The sequence below is a fragment of the Frigidibacter sp. SD6-1 genome, assembly GCF_030143255.1.
Taxonomy (GTDB): domain Bacteria; phylum Pseudomonadota; class Alphaproteobacteria; order Rhodobacterales; family Rhodobacteraceae; genus TMP-24.
Genome location: NZ_JARJNR010000001.1, coordinates 161,353 through 179,108, shown reverse-complemented (window position 1 = coordinate 179,108; position 17,756 = coordinate 161,353). Strand labels below are relative to the sequence as shown.

The following is a 17,756-nucleotide window of genomic DNA, read 5'->3' as shown; positions in this document are numbered from 1 at the left end:
CGAACCGGACCGCGAGGAGACCAGAATGACCGCCCAGAAAGGCTTTTTCACCGAGCATCTTGCGTCGAGCGACCCCGAGCTTTGGGGATCGATCACGTCAGAGCTTGGTCGCCAGCGCGACGAGATCGAGCTGATCGCTTCGGAAAACATCGTGTCGCTCGCGGTGCTGGAAGCCCAGGGCTCGGTGATGACCAACAAATATGCCGAGGGCTACCCGGGCAAGCGCTATTACGGCGGCTGCCAGTATGTCGACGTCGCCGAGACGCTGGCGATCGAACGGGCGAAGCAGCTGTTCGATTGCAAGTTCGCCAACGTGCAGCCGAACTCCGGCAGCCAGATGAACCAGGCGGTGTTCCTGGCACTTCTGAAGCCCGGCGACACGTTCATGGGCCTTGACCTCAATTCCGGCGGTCACCTGACCCACGGCTCGCCCGTCAACATGTCGGGCAAATGGTTCAACGTCGTCTCCTACGGCGTGCGCCAGCAGGACCAACGGCTGGATATGGAAGACGTCCGCGCCAAGGCGCTGGAGCACCGGCCGAAGCTGATCATCGCGGGTGGCACCGCCTACAGCCGCGAATGGGATTGGGCAGCGTTCCGCGCCATCGCCGACGAGATCGGCGCCTACCTGCATGTCGACATGGCCCATATCGCGGGCCTCGTTGCCGGTGGCGTCCATGCCTCGCCCTTGCCGCATGCCCATGTCTGCACCACGACGACGCACAAATCGCTGCGCGGCCCCCGTGGCGGCATGATCCTGTGCAATGACGAAGAGATCGCTAAGAAGATCAATTCGGCCGTCTTCCCAGGGCTTCAGGGCGGTCCGCTGATGCATGTGATCGCGGCCAAGGCCGTGGCCTTCGGCGAGGCGCTGCGGCCCGAGTTCAAGGCCTATGCCGCGCAGGTGAAGAAGAACGCCGCCGCGATGGCCGACGAGCTGATGAAGGGCGGGATCAACATCGTCTCGGGCGGCACCGACAACCATCTGTGCCTTGCGGACCTTCGCCCCAAGAAGGTGACCGGCAAGGCGACCGAGGCCGCCCTTGGCCGCGCTCACATCACCTGCAACAAGAACGGCGTGCCGTTTGACCCCGAAAAGCCCTTCGTGACCAGCGGAATCCGCCTCGGCGCGCCCGCAGGCACCACGCGCGGCTTCGGCGAGGCCGAGTTCCGCCAGATCGCCCGCTGGATCGTCGAGGTCGTCGATGGCCTTGCCGCGAACGGCGAGGAAGGCAATGCGGCGGTCGAAGCCAAGGTCAAGGGCGAGGTCGCGACGCTCTGCGCCAAGTTCCCGATGTACCCGACGCTGTGAGCGGGACCTGATCAGGCAAAAGGCCCCCGCGCGGCGGGGGGTCTTTTCGTTTGGGTGGGGCGACGATTTCTTGAAAGAAATCGTGCCGGAAACTTTGAAAGTTTCCGGCGCCGACTGCACACCGGCTCCGGCACCCGCTGCAACTGCCTTGACAGGATTTTGACCGCCCGTCCAAAATCGCGGCGCAAGGAGAGCCTCATGCCCCGCGATCCGCGTTTCGATATCCTGTTCGAGCCGGTGAAGATCGGCCCCGTCATCGCCCCGAACCGCTTCTGGCAGGTGCCGCATTGCACCGGCATGGGGTTCGCGCTGCCCGCCACGCTCGCCGCCATGCGGGCCGTGAAGGCCGAGGGCCGCTGGGGGGTGGTGAACACGGAATATTGCTCGATCCATCCCAGTTCCGACGACACGCCCGCGCCCTATGCTTCGCTTTGGGACGCGGGCGACATCGCCAACATGGCGGCGATGACCGGGGCGGTTCACGAACATGGCGCGCTTGCAGGCGTGGAGCTGTGGCACGGCGGCTGGCGGTCGGGCAATGTGCTTTCCCGCGAGGCGCCTTTGGGACCCGAAAGCATGCTGGCCGAAACCGTGCCCTGGCAAAGCCAGCGCATGGACCGGCAGGATATCAAGGCCTTGCGCGACTGGCACCGGGCGGCGGCGATCCGGGCGAAGGCGGCGGATTTCGACGTCGTCTACGTCTACGCCGCGCATACCTACCTGCTGACCCAGTTCCTTGATCCTTCCACCAATCCGCGTGCTGACGACTATGGTGGAGACTTCGCCGCCCGGTCCCGGCTGGTGCGGGAACTGGTCGAGGAAACGCGTGACGCCGTCGGCGACCGCTGCGCGGTCGCGATCCGCATCGAGGTGACGGATGAGGATGGCACCGGCGCCGAGGAACGCGCACGCCTGCTGGCCGATCTTGCCCCCTTCGTCGATGTCTTCGACGTGACGATCCCCGATTACGGCACCGAAATGGGGCCATCCCGCTTCGTCAGGGAAGCGGCGCTGGAGGATCATGTCGCCCATGTCCGCGCCGCGACGGGAAAGCCGGTGGTGGCTGTCGGCCGCTTCACCAGCCCCGACACGATGCTCGGCCAGGTCCGGCGCGGGGTTCTGGATTTCATCGGAGCCGCCCGCCCCTCGATCGCCGATCCCTTTCTGCCCGCAAAGATCCGCGAGGGGCGGCTTGAAGACATCCGCGAATGTATCGGCTGCAATATCTGCTACGCGCACGATGGCCTCGGCGCCCCGATCCGCTGCACCCAGAACCCGACGATGGGCGAGGAATGGCGGCGCGGCTGGCACCCCGAACGCGTGCCCGCGCTGAAACGGTCCGAGGAACCGGTGCTGATCGTCGGCGCGGGCCCCGCGGGCCTCGAGGCGGCGCTGACGCTCGGGCGGCGCGGGGCGACGGTCCTGCTGGCCGAGGCGTCGGACGAGCCGGGCGGACGGGTCAGCCGCGAGGCGCGCCTGCCGGGCCTAGCGGAATGGGCGCGGGTCCGGGACTGGCGGGTCTCGCAGCTTCGCCAGATGGCCAACGTCAGCCTCTATCCGGCCAGCCCGATGTCGGTCGAGGATGTGCTGGCAACCGAAGCACGGCATGTGATGGTGGCGACCGGGAGCCTCTGGCGCGCAGACGGGCGCGGGCGCAGCCATGCAAGGCCGGTTCCGAGTTTCGCCGAGGCGCGCACGATCACACCCGACCAGCTGCTCGACGGCAGAAGGCCGTCAGGCGGGCCGGTGGTGATCTTCGATGACGAGGGCTATCACATCGCCGCGGGCCTCGCCGATCTCTTGGCGGGCGAGGGGCATGAGGTGACCTATGTCACGCCCTTCGGCGCGGTCGCAGACTGGACGAGCTATACCGTCGAACAGGCCCGCCTGCAGGCCCGGCTGATCGAGCGGGGCGTGAAGATCATCACGTCTCATGTCGTCTCCGGCCTCGCACCGGGTGAGGCGCTCCTTGCCTGCGCCTATTCGGGTGGCCCGAGCCGCCTGCCCTGCGGCACCTTCGTCCCCGTGACGTCGCGCGAGCCGCAAGATGGCCTCTGGCAGGCGCTGAAGGACCGAGGGCTCGCCACGCTCGCCCGCATCGGCGACGCCCGCGCGCCCGGCCTGATCGCCCACGCCGTCCATGATGGCCACCGCTTCGCCCGCGAGTTCCTGAGCCCGGAAGCACAGGGGGTCAAGCGCGAACGCGTGATCCTCGGCGGACAAGGGGATGGCTGGACCGTGTCCTGAGCACATGCCAAAAGGCCGGAAGCGTTAGGGGACTAACTGAATGCACCAAACGACCGACCGGATCGAGCGCAGGCTCGGCGATTGGGCCCGCGCCCGCCTGCCCTTCGCGCTGGCGGAATTTGTGATGTTCGGGCTGAAACAGGCTTGGGCCTGCCTGTTCGGCGGACTGCTGCTGGCGGCCCTTATGATCACCAAGGCCATATGGCAGGCCGACTGGCCAATTCACCGCTATGACGCGCTTTTTCTCTTCGCGATCGCGGTTCAGGCACTTTTCCTCTGGGCGCGGCTGGAGACCTGGGCCGAGGCACGGGTCATCCTCTTGTTCCACTTCACCGGCACGGTGATGGAATGGTTCAAGGTGGGTGCAGGGTCGTGGGCCTATCCTGAACCCGGGCTGTTCAAGATCCTGAACGTCCCGCTCTTTTCCGGCTTCATGTATGCCTCCGTCGGCAGCTACATGGCCCGCGTGATCCGCCTCTTCGACATGCGCTTCGCGCCCTATCCGCCGTTCTGGATGACGGTGGCACTGGCGCTGGCAATCTATACGAATTTCTTCGCCCACCATTTCCTGCCGGACATGCGGCTCGGCCTCTTCGCCGCCACGGTCCTGCTTTACGCGCGCACCCGGATCTGGTTCCGGATTGCGCAGCATGACTATTGGATGCCCCTGCCGCTTGCTGCCTTCCTGACCAGCGGCTTCCTGTGGCTGGCCGAGAATATCGGCACGCAGACCGGCACCTGGCTTTATGGCGGCCAGCATGCGGGCCAGATGGTGAGCCTTGCCAAGATGGGGTCGTGGTATCTTCTGCTCTACGTCAGCTTCGTGACCGTGACGCTGGTGGTGCGCGAGCCGCTCAAAGAAAGCCGCGCCAGGCCAGAACCGCGGCCAGCGCCACAAGCGTGACGAAAAGGCCCGTCGCGATCGCGGTCGTCACCTGCCAAAGCATTGCCCGGCGGCGCGCGCCGGCGCCCAGCGGCTTAAGGTAGCGCACGCAGGCGTCATAGGCTTCGGCCGCCTCTTCCGGATCGACCTGCATCTGGAGGCGCGGGATCGCCGCGATCTGGGCCTGCCGGGCCAGCGCCTCGGCCGCGTGCAGAACCTTGCGCGGCAGATGCCGCCCGCCACGGCGGAGCTTGGCGGGCAGCCCCTCGCCCTTCACCCTGAGCCGCGCTTCCATCAGTTCGGCCACGCGGTCGGCCATCTGCTGGACTGAGATCGACATGTCGTTTACCCCCGGAAAGGCAGGTTAAGACCGAATCCCCGGCAGGGGGAAGGGGGGATTGTCGGCGATGCTGAACCGGATCGAGGCTGGAAACGATGGCGCCTTTCAGGCCCTGTTGATCGTGCACGGGCTTTTCGGCTCGGCGCGGAACTGGGGCGCGATCCAGAAGCGGATGGCATCGGACCGGCGGGTATTGGCGGTCGACCAGCGCAATCATGGCGAAAGCTTCCGTGCAGAGACGCAGAGCTATCATGACATGGCGGCCGACCTTGCCGAAGTCATCGAAAGCGAAGGATTTCCCATGGATGTCGTCGGCCATTCCATGGGGGGCAAGGCCGCGATGGTGCTGGCGCTGACGCGGCCCGATCTGGTGAACCGGCTGGTCGTTGCCGATATCGCGCCGGTGGCTTACGGCCATTCGAACCGGCATCTCGTCCATGCGATGCGCGATCTCGACGTTAACGGGTTAAGCGCGCGCAGCGAGGCCGACCGGCGGCTTCAGACTTCCGTAACCGATCCGGGGACGCGGGCATTTCTGCTGCAATCCCTTGATCTCAAAGCAGAACCGCCACGCTGGAGGTTGAACCTGTCGGTCCTTGATGTCGAGATGGACAAGATCACCGGCTGGCCGGAAGAGGTTGACGGGGTTTACGAAGGGCCGGTTCTGTTCCTTTCCGGGGCTTTGTCCGATTATGTGACGGCAGATTACCGCGAAAGGATTAAGGGCTATTTTCCCAAGGCGGTGATGGCGAAAATTCCGGGCGCCGGGCATTGGCTGCATGCCGAGAAACCACGGGAGTTCGAGGCGGCCTTGCGCACTTTTCTGTCTTGAGCATCCGCCAACCGGTTTGCTAGGCTCGGCAGGCAACAGGACTGTCCGGAGAGGCGTCATGATCCGTAATACCTTGATTATCCTTTCACTTCTGGCGCTGTCCGCCTGCGAAACCGTCAAGGGGGCCGGTCGCGACCTGCAGAGCGCGGGGGCCGCGATCGAGGCGGAGGCGTCGACGACGCCTTGATCAGCAGCTCAGGCGGAACTTCGCCTCGCCGGTGTCGCCCGGCAGGCCGGTGACCATGGAACCGGGGACGACGCGGCAGCCCGTCGCCTGCTCGACCACCTCTTCCATCAACTGCGGCACCGGCGCGCGCTCGGCGCGGGTCAGATAGCCAAGGCGCACGACCTCTGCATAGCTATCCTTTTGAAAGATAACGAAATCTATCCCGCCCTTCGTCACCTCATGCCGGGTGGCACCGAAGAATTGCGGGGCCGGGGAGGCGCCGCAGGCGGCAAGGAAAAGGGGCAGGATCAGACCACGCATGGCGCCAGAGTGACGGCTCCTGGTTAACGAAGCCTTAAGAAGACCGGGGGCCAGCACGCGTCCCACACGCGTCCTGCAAGCGTATGGCATCCGTCCCGACAGGATCGCGCGGTGCGGCAAGGAACGGGTAAGGCACGCATCCCCGGTAGTCGAGGCGCGTTGCGGCGGGGCCACAATCCATGGTGGGCCCGCGAAGATATGGGATGCGGCGCCCGCTGCCCCGCATGATCTGGTTGATCGCGAGACCGATCCGCGTTATGGATCAGGCACAGGTGCTACGGACGCGGAAAGTAACCCTGACGGGAACGGGACCCCCAGCAATGACGGGTCCCGTTTCTTTTTTACGAGGGGGGGAATCAGAAAAGGCGCCAGGTGCTCGGACGCGGTCCTTGCACGGGTCTTGCGACCCCCCTGACGCCTTCCTGATGGGTACGTCCGTTGCCGGATTTCCCGCATCCGGGATTCGTGAGAACCCCTGCCACGTCCGGTCCGAAAACCGTCCGCAGCCGCTCCGCCCGTTTCCCCGCCGATCCTTCAGGTCGTGAGACCCTTTGCATCCGCGCTCGTCCGTTCGCTTTCGGTTGGTCCGACCCGGGCTTGCACCCGACCGTCCCGCCCGCAGCCGCCCGGAGGCCGTTGCGCCCGCCCGGTCATCTTGCGATCCGTTGCGGTAAGGAAAGGGTGGGACGGCAGGGGTGAGTCGCGCAAGGGAAAATCGGGGTGCGGCGCAAGTTTTCGGGGGATAAATATTTGATTTTCCTTGTGGATATCCTGTGGGGAAGTCGATTTGATCAGCGTTTGGGCCGGGTTGCGGGGGGATGTGAAGGTGGGGCGCAGAGACAGCGCGTCCCGGGCTTGACCCGGGACCTCGGTGCGGGAGGGAGCCGAGGCCCCGGAGCAGGTCCGGGGCGCGGGTGCCATGTGGGAGCCCCCCACCCTCTCCCTCCCCCACGAGGGGGGAGGGAAGCACCCGGCGGCCGGGCGTGGGGCGGGGTCAGAGGACCGGCAGGAAACGTGCCAGTGGCATATGAGGGGGACCGTCGCGCCAGTGGCGCGGCGTAAGCCCCCGAATGCCCGGTCCGATTGGCGCTGAGGCAACGAAGCGCCAAGGGGTGAGGCGGGATCAAGGAAGCGTCCAGTGGACGCTTCCCCCGCCGAACGCCCGCGCGCGTCGCGCGGGCGGGGAAGAGGGATGAGCCGGACGCTGGGGCACGGACGGCGCCCGCCCCGGTGGGGGCGAAGCCCCCGCCGCCCGGGGGGGTGATGAGGGATAAGAAACGTGCCAGTGGCACGTTTCCCCGAAGAACGCCGCGCCCGTGGCGCGGCCGGGAGGGGCCGGCCGTGCTCGGGGCGCACGGCCGGGACGGCGGCGGCCGGTCGCGAACGCGCGGGGCGATGGCCCCGCGCTTTGGGGGATGGAATTGGGTAGGGTGCGTGATTTCACGCACCAATGGCGAGATGAAATGGTGCGTGCGAGCACGCACCCTACGGGACGTAGCTCGCTACGGCCCGCTTGCAAACGCGCTTAACTGTCATCGCGTTCGATGAGATCGTCGTCGCCACCAATCGCTCGTGGGGCGGCTTTCACAACGGGAATGAACTCACCCGCCTCCAACGTATCAAAGTCGCGAGCAGCGGCGTACACCTTGAGTCTCTTGGTCCTACCGTCGGCGGCGTCAATGGAAGTAAATGCACAAACCACTTCCATCAACTCGTCGAACTTCCCTTTCTCTCTAAGCGCGTAAGCTCGAGCGGCGTCAACGATGACAGTAAGAGATGCCCGGTCCGCTTCCTGCGTTAGATCAAAGGTAAATGCCTGCTCGGCCTCAAGATCGAAAAGGCGACCAGTTCTGTTTCGGCCATCAAAACTTGTGACAAGAAACCTCTGTGAACGGGTTTCATCGTTAAAAATGTTCTCGTGCATATATTCTTTGGATCTGGAATCAAGAATTATTCTATTGCCGTCGCCATTTATGAATATGTTAATGTTGCTTGAGCCATTGTTAATGACAGAATGAGCCTTTCGAATTGCCGGCTCCGCGGCCTGCACGAGCGCGCCCAAGTCGCCAGTATTGAGTGCTCCCTCTTCCTCGACAGCTTCGATTTCAGGAGAACCCGCAGCACCAATCGCTCTAGAAAAAACAGTCCGAATTAATTCCCAAGATGCGTTTGCCAGCCCCTTGCCATAAGCCTCGACAAAAACTGGAACAACATCCTTAAATTCAAATAGGAAATCGAACGACCCGTCTTTTGTAGCGACCAAGCGAAGGTCAGTATCTAACTCTTTAAAGCCTCGCCTGCGAATCTCACCCGTCTCGGAGAAGTGCAAGATCATCATTATCGCTTGCGAAAAACCGTGAACGCTTTCTAGCGACGCAAATGCAGGAACTTCGCCGTCCGACGCCATCCCGCCGTCTAGTTTGAAAACGAGCTGCTGGTCCACTGCATCATCTCCGAGTCGGGTCCTTTGACTCGAAAGAATCACAACCACAAGATGTTTGAAAGCAAAAAGTTACTCACCCATCCATCTTCAACGCATTGATAAACGCTTCCTGCGGAATCTCCACCTTGCCGAACTGCCGCATCTTCTTCTTGCCGGCCTTCTGCTTGTCGAGAAGCTTGCGCTTGCGCGTGGCATCCCCGCCGTAGCACTTGGCGGTCACGTCCTTGCGCATCGCCGACAGGGTCTCCCTCGCGATCACCCGGCCGCCGATGGCCGCCTGGATCGGGATCTTGAACATGTGGCGGGGGATCAGCTCTTTCAGCTTTTCCACCATCACCCGGCCTCGCGCCTCGGCCCGGTCGCGGTGGACCATGATCGAAAGCGCGTCGACCGGTTCGTCGTTCACGAGGATCGACATCTTCACGAGCCAATCCTCGCGGTAGCCCATCATCTGATAGTCGAAGCTCGCATAGCCCTTGGTCACCGATTTCAGCCGGTCGTAGAAGTCGAAGACGACCTCGGCGAGCGGCAGGTCATAGACGACCATGGCGCGGTTGCCGGCATAGGTCAGGTCCATCTGGATGCCGCGGCGGTCCTGGCAGAGTTTGAGGACGTCGCCGAGGTAATCGTCGGGGACCATGATCGTGGCCTTGATGCGTGGCTCCTCGATATGGTCGACGTAGGTCAGGTCGGGCATGTCGGCGGGGTTGTGCAGCTCGCGCACCTCGCCGTCCTTCATGTGCAGGTGGAAGACGACCGAAGGCGCGGTGGTGATCAGGTCGAGGTCATATTCGCGTTCCAGCCGGTCGCGGACGACTTCCAGATGGAGAAGGCCGAGGAAGCCCATGCGGAAGCCGAAGCCGAGGGCGGCGGAGGTTTCCATCTCGGTCGAGAAGGAGGCGTCGTTAAGGGCGAGTTTCTCGATCGCGTCGCGGAGTGCCTCGAAATCGTTGGCGTCGACGGGGAAGAGGCCGCAGAAGACCACGGGCTGCGAGGGTTTGAAGCCCGGGAGGGCGGCGGCGCAGGGTTTGCGTTCGTGGGTGATCGTGTCGCCGACGCGGGTGTCGCGGACCTGCTTGATCGAGGCGGTGAAGACGCCGATCTCTCCCGGCCCCAGTTCGGCGATGTCGACCATCCGGGGGCGGAGGACCGCGAGCTTGTCGACGCCGTAAAGCGCGCCCGTCTGCATCATCTTGATCCGGTCGCCCTTGCGGATCACCCCGTCCATGACGCGGATCATGACGACGACGCCGAGGTAGGCGTCATACCAGCTGTCGACGAGCATGGCCTTCAGCGGCGCGTTGCGGTCGCCCTTGGGGGCGGGCAGGCGGGTGACGATGGCTTCGAGGACGTCGGGGATGCCGAGGCCGGATTTCGCGGAAATCGGGATGGCGTCCGAGGCGTCGAGGCCGATCACATCCTCGATCTGGGCCTTGACCTGTTCGGGTTCGGCCGCCGGAAGGTCGATCTTGTTCAGGACCGGGACGATCTCGTGGTTGGCATCAATTGCCTGGTAGACGTTGGCGAGCGTCTGCGCCTCGACCCCTTGCGAGGCGTCGACGACGAGGAGCGAGCCTTCGACCGCGCGCATGGAGCGGGAGACTTCATAGCCGAAGTCGACATGGCCGGGCGTGTCGATGAGGTTCAGGACGTAAGCCTTGCCGTCCTTGGCCTTGTAGTCGATGCGGACGGTGTTGGCCTTGATCGTGATGCCGCGCTCACGCTCGATATCCATCGAGTCGAGAAGCTGGGCCTTCATGTCACGGTCGGCCACCGTTCCGGTCGACTGGATGAGCCGGTCGGCAAGGGTGGATTTGCCGTGGTCGATATGGGCCACGATGGAGAAATTGCGGATCTGAGAAAGCTCGGTCATGGCGGGCCGTATAGCCGTTCTGGAGAAGGGCGGGAAGGGGGTCACAAGTCAGCGCATTCTCCGATACTCGGTGCCCGCCCCCACCCCGGCGGTTCGGGCTGCCCGCGCGCCGCGTGGCACGGGGCAAGCGTCGGGTCACGCGACGTCCGAAGACAGTCTGGCGATGAAATCGGCAGCGTCCTGCAATGCGGCTTGTGCCTCGGGAACGAACGGGCTGAGAAACTGGAAACAATGGGGCGCACCGGCCCATTCGGTCAATCGGACCGTCCCGCCCGCAACCCGCAGCCGGTCCGCCATGCGACGCGCATCGTCGCGCAGAACTTCGCTGGATCCGACCTGCAGATGGACCGGCGGCGGGCGATGGACATCTGCAAAGAGCGGCGAGAGCCGTGGATCGGCGCGGGACAGACCACCCGCGACCAGCCTCGCCGTATCCTCCATGCGCGCCGCCGGGATGAGCGGGTCGCGCCCCGCGTTCTCGCGAAGCGAAGCTCCGCTCATCGTCAGATCGGCCCAAGGCGAGAAGGCCACCAGCCCGGCGGGCCGCAGATTCTCCGCGCAGAGGTGCGCCAAGAGCGCCAGCGCCAGACCGCCCCCGGCGCTGTCCCCGGCCAGAACGATCTCGTCCGGTCGCAACCCCTCGCGCAGCAAATTCTCGTGGGCGGCCCGCGCATCCTCGAAGGCCGCAGGAGCCGGGTGTTCCGGGGCCAGCCGGTAGGCAGGGGCCACAACCTCAAGCCCGGTCAGGGCGGACAGTCGCGCCAGCAACGACCGATGGCTCCGCGGACTGCCCGCAACATAGGCGCCGCCGTGGAAATAGAGGATGACGGGCCGCTCTCTGACAGCACCCGCGGCGATGCGATGAACGGGGCGCGCCCCGGTCTCGATGTGGACAAGCGTTTTGCGCGGCACGGGTATCAGAAGCGAGAAGACCTCCAAGTCGCGCCGCGCCCGCGCGGGCGTCGCCGTCGATGACAGCCAGGGCCGCACGAACCAGCGCGCCCCGAGGGTCGCGAGGCGCAGCCTGAGGCTCATGCCCGGCGCTTCGCCTCGATGGCTTGCCAGATATTCGCCGCCGCATTGGTGCCGTCGAACCGTTCCAGTTCCTGGATGCCGGTGGGCGAGGTCACGTTGATTTCGGTCAGCCAGTCGCCGATCACGTCGATGCCGACGAAGATCTGGCCCTTTTCGCGCAGGGTGGGGCCGATGGCGGCGCATATCTCGCGGTCGCGGTCGGTGAGACCCACTTTCTCGGGCCGCCCGCCCACATGCATGTTCGAGCGCGTCTCGCCCTCGGCGGGCACCCGGTTGATCGCCCCCACAGGCTCGCCATCGACGAGGATGATGCGCTTGTCGCCCTTGACCACGGCGGGGACGTATTTCTGCGCGATCAGCGGCTCGCGGTTGATGCCGGTGAACAGCTCGTGCAGCGAGGCGAGGTTGCGGTCGTTGGGGTCGAGGCGGAACACCCCTGCCCCGCCGTTGCCGTAGAGCGGTTTGAGGATGATGTCGCCATGGGCATGCTTGAAGGCGCGGATCGTCGCGAGGTCGCGGGCGATGAGCGTGGGCGGCGTCAGATGCGGGAAGGTCAGGACCAGAAGCTTCTCGGGGTAATTGCGCACCCAGAACGGATCATTCACCACCAAGGTCTTGGGGTGGATCATGTCGAGGATATGGGTCGTGGTGATATAGCCCATGTCGAAGGGCGGGTCCTGACGCAGCCAGACCACGTCCCAGTCGGCGAGGTCGATTTCGGTTTCCGGCCCGAGGGTGAAATGGTTGCCCTTCTCGCGCCGGACGGTCAGCGGCCAGCCGCGCGCGAGCACCCGGCCCTCGCGGTAGGAGAGCCGGTCGGGCGTGTAGTAGAAGAGCTCATGGCCGCGCGCCTGGGCCTCCAGGGCGATCCGGAAGGTCGAATCGGCGTCGATATTGACCCGCTCGATCGGGTCCATCTGCAGGGCGACCTTGAGCTTCATGGCGCGTGTCCTTTCACTGTCGGGCCAGTGATGGCCGAGCGGGCGGGCGGATGCAATGGCCCCCGGACGGTCGGGTTCAGGCGCCGAAGGCGTTCGCGATGACCTCGATCCGGCCCTGACCATCCACGAGGGCGAGGTCGAAGCGGACCTCGGTGTCCTGACCGGCCGGTTCGCCCGCGAGAAATTCGCTGGCCGCGCCGAGGATGCGGCCGATCTGGGCGGCGCCGAGCCGTTCGGCGGCATAGGCGATGGTTTCGGCCTGCTTCACCTCGACGAACACGACCCGTGCGCCTTCGCGCAGCACGAGGTCGATCTCGCCGCGGCTGCCGCGCCAGTTGCGGGCGGCGGGGACGGCGCCGCGCGCGGCATAGTGGCGCTCGACCTGTTCCTCGGCGGCATGGCCGCCGTGATGCGACATGGCGCCGGTCACTGGTCCTGCGCCCCGCCCAGGTCGAGCGCCATCTGGTAGACCTCGCGCCGGGGCAGGCCGTGCAGTTCGGCGATCAGCGATGCCGCCTCCTTCACCTTCATCCGCCCGAGAGCGTCGGCGAGTGCCGCACGGATCGTATCGTCATCCGAGCGCCGCTCGCCCGGGCGGTCGATCAGCACGACGATCTCGCCCTTCACCGGGCGGTCGCGGAACCGGTCGGCAAGGTCGGTCAGGGGGCCGCGGATCACCTCTTCGAACTTCTTGGTCAGCTCGCGGCAGACCACGGCGCGCCGGTCACCGCCCATGACCTCGGTCGCCGTGGCGAGGAAGTCGGCAAGGCGGTTGGGCGATTCGTAGCAGATCAGCGTCGCCTGCACGGGCGACAGGTCGGCCAGCCAGTCGCGGCGCGCCTTGGCGGCGGGCGGCGCGAAGCCTGCGAAGAGGAAGCGGTCCGAGGGAAGGCCGGATACGGTGAGGGCCGCAAGCACCGCCGAAGGCCCCGGCGCGGCAAGCACCGGGTGACCGGCAGCAATGGCGGCGCGGCCAAGCTGAAAGCCCGGATCGGCGACCAGCGGCGTGCCTGCCTCGGACGCGTAGGCGACCGACTTTCCCTCGGCCAGATAGGCCAGAAGCCTCGGCCGCGCCGCCTCGCCATTATGGTCGTGATAGGCGACGAGCGGGCGGGAACCGAGAGCCACGCCGTGGATATCCATCAGATGGCGCAGCGTGCGGGTATCCTCGGCCGCCAGAACGTCGGCGCCCGCCAGAATATCGAGCGCGCGCAGGGTGATATCGCGCGCGGCCCCGATGGGGGTGGCGATGAAATGCAGGCCGGGCGGCACTTTTGCTGGGCTTTTCGGCGGGGGGCCGCTCATGGGGTTTCTCCGGAACAGTGTTTCGGCTCGCGCGTTTACTTCACGCGGCGAAAGCCGTAGGTTCGATCCAGCCTTCCTGCACCAGGACCAGAAGAGGTTTCCTTCATGTTGTCTGTTTCGCTCAGCCGCCGCAAGTTCCTGAAGCCGCTCGCCGCCTCGGCGGTTGCGCTGGCGCTTGCGGCCTGCGAGCCCTTGCCGACGACAAGCCGCGGCCCGGGCTGGGATCCGACGAAGCCGGTGCCTGTCGCGCTGCTGTTGCCCGCGGGCAGCGGCAATGCGGGCGACGACATTCTCGCGCGGGACCTGAAGCAGGCGGCGGACATGGCGATTGCCGATCTGTCGGGAACGGTCGATATCGACCTGCGCGTCTACGATGCCGGCGCCGATCCCTCTCTCGCGGCGCAGATGGCGAGCCAGGCGGTCGCAGACGGTGCGGTGATCATCCTCGGCCCGGTCTTCGGCGACAGCGCCAATGCGGCGGGGGCCGCGGTGAAGGGTCAGGGGGTGAATGTCCTGTCCTTCTCGAACAACACCGATATTGCGGGCGGCAATGTGTTCGTGCTTGGGCCGACCTTCCAGAACGCTGCCCAGCGGCTGACCGGCTATGCGGCCCGTCAGGGCAAGGGCAATATCCTGATCGCGCAGGACAAGACCCCTCAGGGCGATCTCGGCGGCCGCGCGATCAGCCGCGCGGCGGCGGCATCGGGCGCGAAGATCGTGGGCACGGTGCCGTACGAATTCTCCGGTCCCGGCGTCACGGCGGCGATCCCCACCATCGTGGCGACGGCGCGGTCGAGCGGCGCGCAGAGCCTGTTCTTCACCGCAGACAGCGCGGGCGCCCTGCCGCTTCTGGCCGAGACGCTGCCGCAGGCGGGCCTTGGCCCGACCTCGATCCAGTATGCGGGCCTGACGCGCTGGGATATCCCGCCCGCGACATTGAGCCTGCCCGGCCTGCAGGGCGGCTGGTTCGCGCTGCCCGATCCCGGCCTCAACACCGCCTTCCAGAGCCGTTTCACCGCGAAATATGGCAACCTGCCGCATCCGATCGCGGGCCTTGCCTATGATGGCGTGGCCGCCATCGGTGCGCTGGTGAAATCAGGCCAGCCCAACCCGTTCTCGGGTGCGGCGCTGACGCAAGGTGCGGGCTATGTGGGCGTCAACGGCATCTTCCGGCTGATGGGCGACGGCACCAACCAGCGCGGCCTTGCCATCGCCCAGATCCAGAACGGCAGCTACACCATCGTCGATCCCGCCCCGAGAAGCTTCGGTGGCGCCGGATTCTGACCTCAGAACCCACGACGCGCCAAGCGTGAATGGCCGGGTGCTGGCGCATCCGGTCTATGACACTTTGGCCTTCACGGCGCCCTTGCGGGACGCGCTGAGGCAGGTTTCCGACCCGCGCGAGCAGCGCCAGCTGATCGTGCAGGCGCTGGCGGCGGCGCGGAAGGAGGCAGGCGCCGATATCGAGGCAGCCTTCGACGCTGCACCACGTCGCGCGCGCGAAGCGGTGCGCGCCCGCGCCATGCTGGCGGATGCCACGATCCGCGCGACTTTCCTTCTGGCGACCGAGGTCCTGCACCCGGCACCGAACCCGACCCAGGCGGAAAAGCTGACGGCGATTGCCGTCGGCGGCTATGGCCGGATGGAGCTTGCGCCCTTCTCCGACATCGACCTTCTGTTCCTGACCCCCTACAAGATGACCGGATGGGCCGAGAGCGTCATCGAGACGATGCTCTATATCCTGTGGGACCTGAAGCTGAAGGTCGGCCATGCCAGCCGCACGGTGAAGGATTGCCTGCGGCTAGGGAAGGAAGATTACACGATCCGTACCGCGCTTCTGGAGCACCGGTTCCTGGCGGGCGAGGAGCGGCTGGCGGTGGAGCTTCGTCACCGGCTGCGACAGGATCTCTTCCGCACGACGGGGCGCGAATTCATCGAGGCGAAGCTCGAGGAACGCGCCGAGCGCCACAAGCGGCAGGGCGGCCAGCGCTATGTGCTGGAACCGAACGTGAAGGAAGGAAAAGGCGGCCTGCGCGACCTGCAGACGCTCTACTGGATCGGCAAATATATCCACGGCGTCGGCAAGGCGGCGGAACTTGTGACCGAGGGCGTGTTCCGGCGCGAGGAATATGTGAATTTCGCCGCGGCCGAGGATTTCCTCTGGGCCGTCCGCTCGCACCTGCACCGGATCGCCGGGCGCGCCGCCGACAAGCTGTCGTTCGACATGCAGGTCGAGGTGGCGGCGCGCATGAACTATCAGGACACGGGCGGCAGGCGCGGCGTCGAGCATTTCATGCAGGACTATTTCCGCCATGCCACCCGGGTGGGCGAGCTGACGCGGGTCTTCCTGACGGCGATGGAGGCGCGGCATCTCAAGCGCGAGGCCTCGCTTGCGGGGCTTCTGAGGCGGCGCAGGAAACTGCCTGCGGGCTATGTCATCGACCGGGGCCGGCTGAACATCGCCGATCCGAAAAGCTTCGTCGCCGACAAGCTGAACCTTCTGCGCATCTTCGAGGAGGCGCTGCGTTCGGGCGTGCTGATCCATCCCGAAGCGATGCGGGTCATTGCCGCGCACCTCGATCTGATCGACGACGAGATGCGCGAGGACCGGGAAGCGGTCCGCATCTTCCTCGACCTGATGCTGAAGCACGGCAACCCCGAGCGCGCGCTGAGGCGGATGAACGAACTGGGGGTGCTCGCGGCCTTCCTGCCGGAGTTCGAACCGATCGTGGCGATGATGCAGTTCAACGTCTATCATCATTACACGGTCGACGAGCACACGATCCAGACGATCTCGATCCTTGCCCAGATCGAACGCGGCGAGCTGATCGAGGAACTGCCGCTTTCCTCCTCGATCCTCGAGGAGGGTGTGAACCGCAAGGTGCTGTATGTCGCGCTTCTGCTGCATGACATCGGCAAGGGGCGGCCGGAGGATCACGCCATTCTCGGCGCCCAGATCGCCCGGCGGGTCTGCCCGCGCCTTGGCCTGACGGCGGAGGAAAGCGAGACCGTCGAATGGCTGGTGCGCTATCACCTCTTCATGTCCGACATGGCCCAGAAGCGCGATATCGGCGATCCACGCACGGTCAGGGACTTCGCCAAGGTGGTGAAGACCAAGAAACGGCTCGATCTTCTGACGGTGCTGACGGTCTGCGATATCCGGGGGGTCGGACCAAACACCTGGAACAACTGGAAGGCCATGCTTCTGCGTCGCCTTCATGCCGACACGACGGTCGCGCTGGAATCCGGCCTTGAAAGCGTGAACCGCGAAAAGCGCACCGATGAGGCCAAGCGGAGCTTGCGCGAGGCGCTGCCCGAGTGGGACGCGAAAGAGCTGCGGGCCGAGACCGCGCGGCACTACGACCCCTACTGGCAGGGTCTGTCGACGCAGGCGCACAGCATTTTCGCGCGGCTCCTGCGGGACATTCCCGACGACGAGATCCGCGTGGACATAGAGCCCGACCACGACCATGACGCCACGCGCGCCTGTTTCGCGCTGGCCGACCATCCCGGCATCTTTTCGCGGCTCGCGGGCGCGCTGGCGCTCTCTGGCGCGAACGTGGTCGATGCGCGGACCTACACGTCGAAGGACGGCTATGCGACGGCGATCTTCTGGGTGCAGGACGGCGATGGCCATCCCTACGACCCGGCCCGCATTCCACGCCTGAAACAGACGATCGAGAAGATCCTCAAGGGCGAGGTCGTGGCGCGCGAAGCGCTGAAGGACCGCGACAAGATCAAGAAAAGCGAACGGCAGTTCCGCTTCCCGACCCATGTGACCTTCGACAATGAAGGGTCCGACATCTATACGATCATCGAGGTCGATACCCGCGACCGCCCGGCGCTGCTTTATGATCTGACGCGCACGCTCGCATCCAACAACATCTATATCGCCAGCGCGGTGATTGCGACTTACGGGGCGCAGGTGGTGGACAGTTTCTACGTCAAGGACATGTTCGGCTTGAAACTGCACAGCAAGCCGAAGCAGGAAAGCCTGGAAAAGAAACTGCGTGCCGCGATCTCCGCCGGTGCGGAACGAGCCGAGGCTGGCTGAGCTG

Annotated in this window: 15 protein-coding genes; 7 read left to right on the top strand and 8 right to left on the bottom strand. The window is 65.4% G+C overall.

The window, feature by feature from the left end; translation table 11 throughout:
• The first annotated feature begins 25 nt into the window (after nucleotides 1–25).
• The 3 genes from glyA (at nucleotide 26) to P0645_RS00875 (ending at nucleotide 4,463) form a co-directional block, all read left to right on the top strand.
• Nucleotides 26–1,312 carry a serine hydroxymethyltransferase gene (glyA, locus tag P0645_RS00885; protein WP_284162662.1) on the top strand — a complete coding sequence of 429 codons (1,287 nt, stop codon included), beginning with the start codon at nucleotides 26–28 and terminating at the stop codon, nucleotides 1,310–1,312.
• A gap of 198 nt (nucleotides 1,313–1,510) precedes the next feature.
• The gene (locus P0645_RS00880) at nucleotides 1,511–3,559 is read left to right on the top strand and encodes an oxidoreductase (protein WP_284162661.1); all 2,049 of its coding nucleotides are present in this window, start codon (nucleotides 1,511–1,513) and stop codon (nucleotides 3,557–3,559) included.
• Between the two features lie 40 nt (nucleotides 3,560–3,599).
• Entirely contained in the window at nucleotides 3,600–4,463 is an 864-nt protein-coding gene (locus P0645_RS00875; protein WP_284162660.1) for a DUF817 domain-containing protein, read from the top strand.
• On the opposite strand, the gene P0645_RS00870 is transcribed toward P0645_RS00875, so the two are convergent.
• Entirely contained in the window at nucleotides 4,414–4,782 is a 369-nt protein-coding gene (locus tag P0645_RS00870; protein ID WP_284162659.1) for a hypothetical protein, read from the bottom strand. The two genes, P0645_RS00875 and P0645_RS00870, sit on opposite strands and share 50 nt — an antisense overlap.
• A gap of 67 nt (nucleotides 4,783–4,849) precedes the next feature.
• Here P0645_RS00870 and P0645_RS00865 point away from each other — a divergent pair, with 67 nt between their 5' ends.
• Both P0645_RS00865 and P0645_RS00860 read left to right on the top strand, forming a co-directional pair.
• Nucleotides 4,850–5,614 carry an alpha/beta fold hydrolase gene (locus P0645_RS00865; protein WP_284163354.1) on the top strand — a complete coding sequence of 255 codons (765 nt, stop codon included), beginning with the start codon at nucleotides 4,850–4,852 and terminating at the stop codon, nucleotides 5,612–5,614.
• Nucleotides 5,615–5,672: 58 nt separating this feature from the next.
• Nucleotides 5,673–5,801: an entericidin A/B family lipoprotein gene (locus tag P0645_RS00860; RefSeq protein ID WP_284162658.1), complete on the top strand. Its 129-nt coding sequence runs from the start codon at nucleotides 5,673–5,675 to the stop codon at nucleotides 5,799–5,801.
• Here P0645_RS00860 and P0645_RS00855 read toward each other — a convergent pair whose 3' ends face one another.
• From P0645_RS00855 to rsmI, 7 genes are all read right to left on the bottom strand, one after another.
• A complete protein-coding gene (locus P0645_RS00855) occupies nucleotides 5,802–6,101 on the bottom strand; it encodes a hypothetical protein (protein WP_284162657.1) in 300 nt (99 codons plus the stop codon).
• Between the two features lie 1,525 nt (nucleotides 6,102–7,626).
• Entirely contained in the window at nucleotides 7,627–8,544 is a 918-nt protein-coding gene (locus P0645_RS00850) for a DUF7946 domain-containing protein (protein WP_284162656.1), read from the bottom strand.
• Between the two features lie 73 nt (nucleotides 8,545–8,617).
• Complete coding sequence (lepA, locus tag P0645_RS00845) at nucleotides 8,618–10,417, bottom strand: translation elongation factor 4 (protein WP_284162655.1); 1,800 nt, start codon at nucleotides 10,415–10,417, stop codon at nucleotides 8,618–8,620.
• A 135-nt stretch (nucleotides 10,418–10,552) separates the two neighbouring features.
• On the bottom strand, nucleotides 10,553–11,452 hold the full coding sequence (locus P0645_RS00840; RefSeq protein ID WP_284162654.1) for an alpha/beta hydrolase: 900 nt from the start codon (nucleotides 11,450–11,452) through the stop codon (nucleotides 10,553–10,555).
• The gene (gene gshB, locus P0645_RS00835) at nucleotides 11,449–12,393 is read right to left on the bottom strand and encodes a glutathione synthase (RefSeq protein ID WP_284162653.1); all 945 of its coding nucleotides are present in this window, start codon (nucleotides 12,391–12,393) and stop codon (nucleotides 11,449–11,451) included. The genes P0645_RS00840 and gshB overlap by 4 nt, the downstream gene beginning before the upstream one ends.
• Nucleotides 12,394–12,469: 76 nt before the next feature.
• Nucleotides 12,470–12,823, bottom strand: a complete 354-nt coding sequence (locus tag P0645_RS00830; protein ID WP_284162652.1) for a YraN family protein — start codon at nucleotides 12,821–12,823, stop codon at nucleotides 12,470–12,472.
• Nucleotides 12,820–13,698, bottom strand: coding sequence for a 16S rRNA (cytidine(1402)-2'-O)-methyltransferase (gene rsmI, locus P0645_RS00825; RefSeq protein ID WP_284162651.1), 879 nt, complete (start codon nucleotides 13,696–13,698; stop codon nucleotides 12,820–12,822). Before rsmI ends, P0645_RS00830 begins: the two co-directional genes overlap by 4 nt.
• A 105-nt stretch (nucleotides 13,699–13,803) precedes the next feature.
• Here rsmI and P0645_RS00820 point away from each other — a divergent pair, with 105 nt between their 5' ends.
• Both P0645_RS00820 and P0645_RS00815 read left to right on the top strand, forming a co-directional pair.
• Nucleotides 13,804–14,982 (top strand): penicillin-binding protein activator, encoded by a 1,179-nt coding sequence (locus P0645_RS00820; protein ID WP_284162650.1) that lies wholly within the window; start codon nucleotides 13,804–13,806, stop codon nucleotides 14,980–14,982.
• Nucleotides 14,966–17,752, top strand: a complete 2,787-nt coding sequence (locus P0645_RS00815) for a [protein-PII] uridylyltransferase (protein WP_284162649.1) — start codon at nucleotides 14,966–14,968, stop codon at nucleotides 17,750–17,752. The genes P0645_RS00820 and P0645_RS00815 overlap by 17 nt, the downstream gene beginning before the upstream one ends.
• Nucleotides 17,753–17,756 lie beyond the last annotated feature (4 nt).